Origin of the sequence: Streptomyces sp. NPDC058741 (genome assembly GCF_042746715.1) — a bacterium.
In the GTDB taxonomy this organism is placed as follows: Bacteria; Actinomycetota; Actinomycetes; order Streptomycetales; family Streptomycetaceae; genus Streptomyces.
On record NZ_JBHYQH010000091.1, the window covers coordinates 1 to 5,828 of the forward strand.

Below are 5,828 nucleotides of genomic sequence, written 5' to 3' on the forward strand. Positions count from 1 at the left end.
CTGGCCTGTGCCGGTCAGGGCGGTATGGCGTTGATCGAGTGGCCGGTGTCGCGGGTGGAGGAGTTCCTGGCCCCCTATGGCGACGCTTTGTCGGTTGCGGCGGTCAACACCGCCGGTTCGACGATCATCTCCGGCGAGGTGGGCGCCGTCGTCGCCATCGTGGCGGAACTCGGCGCGAAGGATGTCTACGCGCGCAGGATCAATGTGGACTACGCGTCCCACAACGCGCAGATGGATCCGTTGCTGCCGGGTCTGGCCGCCCGGTTCCAGAACCTCGTCCCGCGGGCCGCGGAGATCGCCTTCTACTCGACCGTGACCGGCGCAGCCGCCACGGGCACGGAGTTGGACGGCACGTATTGGTGCCGCAATCTGCGGGAGCCGGTTCGTTTCGATCGGGCCCTGACCCGGTTGCTGGACGACGGTCACACGGTTTTCGTGGAGATCTCCGCGCATCCGGTGCTGTCGATGCCGCTGACCGACGGCAGTGCCGAGCGCGGTGGCATCGTCGTGGGTTCCCTGGCGCGTGAGCAGGGCGGAAGTGCGCAGTTGCTGCGCAATCTGGGCCTGTTGCACGTCCAGGGCCATCCCCTCGACTGGGACCGGGTGCTGGGCACCGGCACCGTCGTGCCACTGCCGACCTACGCCTTCCAGGGCGAGCGGTACTGGTCGGACGTACCCAGGACGGCCGGGGACGCCGGATCGCTCGGTCTCGACGCCTCCGCACACCCGTGGATCGGGGCGGTGACACCGCTCGCCGGCGGCGAGGGCCACCTGATCACCGGCCGGCTGTCGCTCGCAGAGCAGCCGTGGCTCGCGGACCACACGGTCTTCGGGTCGGTCATCGTGCCCGGCACCGGACTGCTGGAGCTGGCCACCGCCGCGGCGCACGAGGCCGGGGCGGCCGGGGTCGCCCAGCTGACACTGGCCGAACCGCTGGTGATCGACGACGCCGTACGGATCCAGATCACCGTCGGCGCGCCGGACGCCACGGGCCGCCGGACGATCGCCGTCCACAGCAGCCCGGAGACCGCCCCCGCCGAATGGACGCAGCACGCGTCCGGCGAGCTGGCCGAGACCACCGCCGAGCCCGACACCACGGTGTTCGGTGAACTGGCGCAGTGGCCGGTGCCGGGAGCCGAACGGGTCGAACTCGACGGGCTCTACGACCGGTTCGCCGCACAGGGCATCGACTACGGGCCCGTGTTCCGCGGCCTGACCGAGCTGTGGCGCAAGGGCGACACCGCCTACGGCCTCGTCCGCCTGCCCGACCCGGACGCCGCCGGGTTCCTGCTGCACCCGGCGCTGCTGGACACCGCCCTGCACGTCATGAAGGGCGTCGCCCGCGAGGAGGCCCCCGGCGCGCTGCTGCCGTTCGAGTGGAGCGACGTCGCGCTGCACGCGGCGGGCAGCGGTGAACTGCGCGTACGGATCGACGTGTCCGACGGAGCCGACGGAGTTGACGGCGTCGCGAGCGGCCGGCGGATCCGGGTGTGGGCCTGCGACGCGGCCGGCGGGCCCGTCGTACGGATCGGGGCCCTGCATCTGCGCCGGGCGACGGCCGGGCAACTGCGCTCCGCGCGCGGCGGCGCCGACGCACTGCACCGTCTGGAGTTCCGGCCGGTCGCGGCCCCCGAGGCGCGGGGCCCGGTCGCCGACGCCGTGCTGACGGGCACGGGCCTGATCGCCGGACTGCTGGGCGTACCGGTCCTCGCGGACGGCGAGGCCCTCGCCGCGCGGCTCACCGCGCGACAGGACGCGCCCGCCCGGATCGTCGTCGACGCCACCGGAAGGCCGCCGTTCGACAGCGAGCCCGAAGCCGCCTACCGGGCCACCGAGTTCGCCCTGGCACAGCTCCGGGAACTGCTGTCCGACGACCGGCTCACGGACACGGAACTGGTGTGGGTGACGCGCGGCAGCGTGGCCGCCGCGCCCGGTGACTCGTTCGACGGACTGCCCAACGCCCCCCTGTGGGGCCTGGTCAGGTCCGCGCGCGCCGAGCACCCCGAGCGCACGCTGCGCCTGGTCGACCTCGGCCCGGACGACGCCGACCGCGACGCGCTCGTCCGCGCCCTCGCGGTCACCGGCGAGCCCGAACTGGCCGTCCGGAACGGCGAGGTGCGGGCCGCCCGCCTGGTCCGGGCCGCGCCCGCCGACGACACCGCCCCGGTACGCGCCCTCGACCCCGACGGCGCGGTGCTGATCACCGGCGGCACCGGCGAGCTGGGCCGCGAGACCGCCCGGCACCTGGTGCGCCACCACGGCGTACGGCACCTGGTGCTGACCTCACGGCGCGGGCCCGACGCCCCCGGCGCCACGGAACTCGTCCGGGAACTGGAAGAAGAAGGTGCGCGCTGCGTCCGTGTGGTGGCCTGTGATGTCTCGCGGCGGGATGATGTGGCGCAGGTGCTCGGTGCCGCTGCGCAGGGCCGCCCGTGGACTGCGGTCCTGCATCTCGCGGGAGTCCTGGACGACGGTGTCCTCCTCGGCCAGGACGCGCGCCGGCTCTCCCGCGTGATGGCCCCCAAGGTCACGGGCGTCCACCACCTGGACGAGCTCACCCGCGACCTGGACCTCGCGGCGTTCGTGCTGTTCTCCTCCGCCGCCGGCACCGTCGGCACCGCGGGGCAGAGCGTCTACGGCTCCGCCAACGCCTACCTCGACGCGTTCGCCGCCCGGCGACGCGCGGAGGGCCGCCCCGCCACCAGCCTCGCCTGGGGCCTGTGGCACCAGGCCGGCGTCGGCATGACCGCCCACCTGGGCACGGTCGAGCTGGAACGGATGCGCCGCCAGGGCATCGCCCCGATGCCCTTCGACCAGGGCATGGCCCTGCTGGACACCGCGCTCGCCCGCCCGGCCGGCGACTTCGTGCCCGTGCTGCTCGACCTGCGGGCCGTGCAGCGGGAAGCCGACCAGGGAGGCGAGGTGCCCGCCCTGTTCCGGGCGCTCGTACGGGCCCGGCTGCGCCGCGCGGCCGGCGGCTCCGGCTCCGGCCCCGGTGACGGCGCGGGTGGCCCGGGCGGTGCGGGTGGTCTGCGGGAACGACTGCTCGCGGCGGCCGAGGAACAGCGCACGGAGCTGGTCATGGACGTGGTGCTGCGCGAGGTCGCCACGGTGCTGGGCCTGTCCGGCGCCGGGACGCTCGTCCCGCAGCAGGTGCTCAAGGACCTGGGTCTCGACTCGCTGATGGCGGTCGAACTGCGCCGCCGTCTCTCCGCGGAGACCGGCCTGTCGCTGCCCGCGACCCTCGCCTTCGACCACCCGACCCCCGAGCACATCACCCGGCTGGTCCTGTCCCGCACGGACCTGCCCTCGACCGCCGCCCCCGCCCCCGCCTCCGGCACCGCTGCCGATCACGACCCGGCGTCCCTGTTGAGCTGGGCCGGTCCGGCCGAGACCGGGGAGGAGCGGTCCGTCGACGAGATCAACGCCGAACTCGACGCGCTGCTGGAGGCATCGGGGCTCGACCTCGACTGATCCGCCGGCACGGATCCGGAGGGCCTGGTACCGCTCAAGCCGTGCTCGACCGGTCGCCGGGCATCCTGCCGCCATGACGGATACGGACTTCGCGATTCAGCCCGCGTTCTTCACCGACCCCTTCCCCACCCTGCGAGCCCTCCGGCAGGAAGGGCCGGCCCGCCCCGTCCGGCTGCCGGACGGGGTGGAATGGTGGTTCGTCACCCGGCACGAGGACGTCCGCAGCGGCTTGGCGGATCCACGCCTGAGCAGCGCGGCCAACGACCACATGGCCAACGACGAGAGCCTGCCCACCACGGACGCCATCACGAGCGCCAACGACGCCACACGGCGCTCGCTGGTGAACCTCGACCCGCCGGACCACACCCGCCTGCGCAAACTGGTCGTCCGGGCGTTCAGCGCCACACGTGTCGACGGACTGCGCCCGCGCGTGCAGCAGATCGCCGACGAACTCCTCGACGCCATGGCCGCGGGGGACGGCGAGACCGACCTCATCGGCGCCTACGCGTCCGTCCTGCCCATCCGGGTGATCTGCGAACTGCTCGGCGTCCCCGAGGACCACGACGCGCTCCGCGAGAAGACGGGCGCCGCCTTCCAGGTCGTCAAGGACGACGCCTCCGCGGACGACATGGCACGGGCCTTCGCCTGGCTCACCGCGTACACCGAGCGCCTGATCGCGCTGAAGCACGACAACCCCGGTGACGACCTGCTCAGCGACCTGATCGCGGTGCACGAGGAGGACGACGACAGGCTCGACGACGAGGAACTGGCGGCCATGGCGCTGACCCTCCTCCTCGCCGGGCACGAGACGACGGTCCAGCTCATCGGCAACGGCATGAACGCCCTGTTCGACCATCCCGAGCAGCTGGCCGTGCTGCGGGAACGGCCCGAGCTGGTCAGCACCGCCGTCGACGAACTGCTGCGCTACGACGGCCCCACCAACCCCGGCGTCGCCCGCTACGCGACCGAGGACGTGACCCTCGGCGGGGTCCGCATCCCCCGCGGCGCACTGGTCCTGCTGTCCGTCGCCGCGGCCAACCGGGACCCGGCCCGGTTCACGGACGCCGACCGGCTCGACCTCACCCGTGACGCCACCGGACACCTCGGCTTCGGACACGGCATCCACTACTGCCTCGGCGCGCGGCTGGCCCGCATGGAGGGCGAGATCGCCATCGGCTCCCTGATGCGCCGCTTCCCGGACATACGGCGCGCCGTGCCGGCCGAGGAGGCCCGGTGGCGGCTGGGCATGGTCCGGGGGCTCGTCTCCCTGCCCGTGATCTTGCGGTGACGACGTCCAGGGTGCGTCCACTCGTGCTCTAGCTCGCCCCGATTCGATGGTCGGGCACCACATCTGTCCCGGGTACAGCCGCTTTCCGGCCCCGTCGCACCCGACGGCGTCACGCGCCTGGCAGCGAGGGTCGCGCTGATCGCGCAGAAAGGCTCGACGTGTCGAACACACAGCAGGACCTGAAGGCCGCGCTGCCCGCCATCCGGGCACTGCAGAAGCGGGCAGCCGATCTGGAGGCCCAGCTCACCGACCCGATCGCGGTGGTGTCGATGGCGTGCCGCCTGCCGGGCGGCATCGACACCCCCGAGGCGTACTGGGAACTGCTCGCGTCCGGCGGTGACGCGGTGGGCGGTCTGCCCGGCCGCTGGCGTGGACTCGACCTGTACGACCCGGACCCGGAGGCCGTCGGCAAGAGCTACGCGCGCGAGGGCGGGTTCCTGGCGGACGGGCATGTGGAGGACTTCGACGCCGGGTTCTTCGGCATCTCGCCGCGTGAGGCGGTGTCGATGGATCCGCAGCAGCGGCTGGTGCTGGAGGTGTCGTGGGAGGCGCTGGAGCGGGCCGGCATCCGGCCCGAGACCCTGAGCGAGAGCCGTACCGGCGTCTACCTCGGCACGATGAGCACCGACTACGGCGACCTCGGCCGCAACCTGGACGCCCTGGACGGCTACGTCAGCACGGGCAAGGCGTCCAGTGTCGTGTCCGGACGGGTCGCCTACACGCTGGGCCTCCAGGGCCCGGCCATCACGGTCGACACCGCGTGCTCGTCGTCGTTGGTGGCACTGCACCTCGCCGTCCAGGCGCTGCGTCAGGGCGAGTGCGAACTCGCCCTGGCCGGCGGCGTCACGGTGATGAGCGCACCGTCCCTCTTCGTGGAGTTCTCCCGCCTCAAGGGCATGGCCGCGGATGGTCGGTGCAAGTCGTTCTCGGCTGCCGCGGACGGTGCGGGGTGGTCGGAGGGTGTGGGTGTGCTGGTGCTGAAGCGGTTGTCGGTCGCGGAGCGTGACGGTGATCGGGTGCTGGCTGTGGTGCGTGGGTCGGCGGTGAACCAGGACGGGCGCAGTCA

General features: G+C 73.1%; 3 protein-coding genes. All 3 read left to right on the forward strand.

The genetic code is table 11. The features are described 5' to 3' along the window. A partial coding sequence (locus ACFW6P_RS31885) for an SDR family NAD(P)-dependent oxidoreductase (RefSeq protein WP_386425754.1) occupies positions 1-3,474 on the forward strand: 3,474 nt, incomplete at its 5' end. Between the two features lie 73 nt (positions 3,475-3,547). Continuing rightward, on the forward strand, positions 3,548-4,762 hold the full coding sequence (locus tag ACFW6P_RS31890; protein WP_386360067.1) for a cytochrome P450: 1,215 nt from the start codon (positions 3,548-3,550) through the stop codon (positions 4,760-4,762). Positions 4,763-4,920: 158 nt separating this feature from the next. Further along, a partial coding sequence (locus ACFW6P_RS31895; RefSeq protein WP_386425756.1) for a beta-ketoacyl synthase N-terminal-like domain-containing protein occupies positions 4,921-5,828 on the forward strand: 908 nt, incomplete at its 3' end.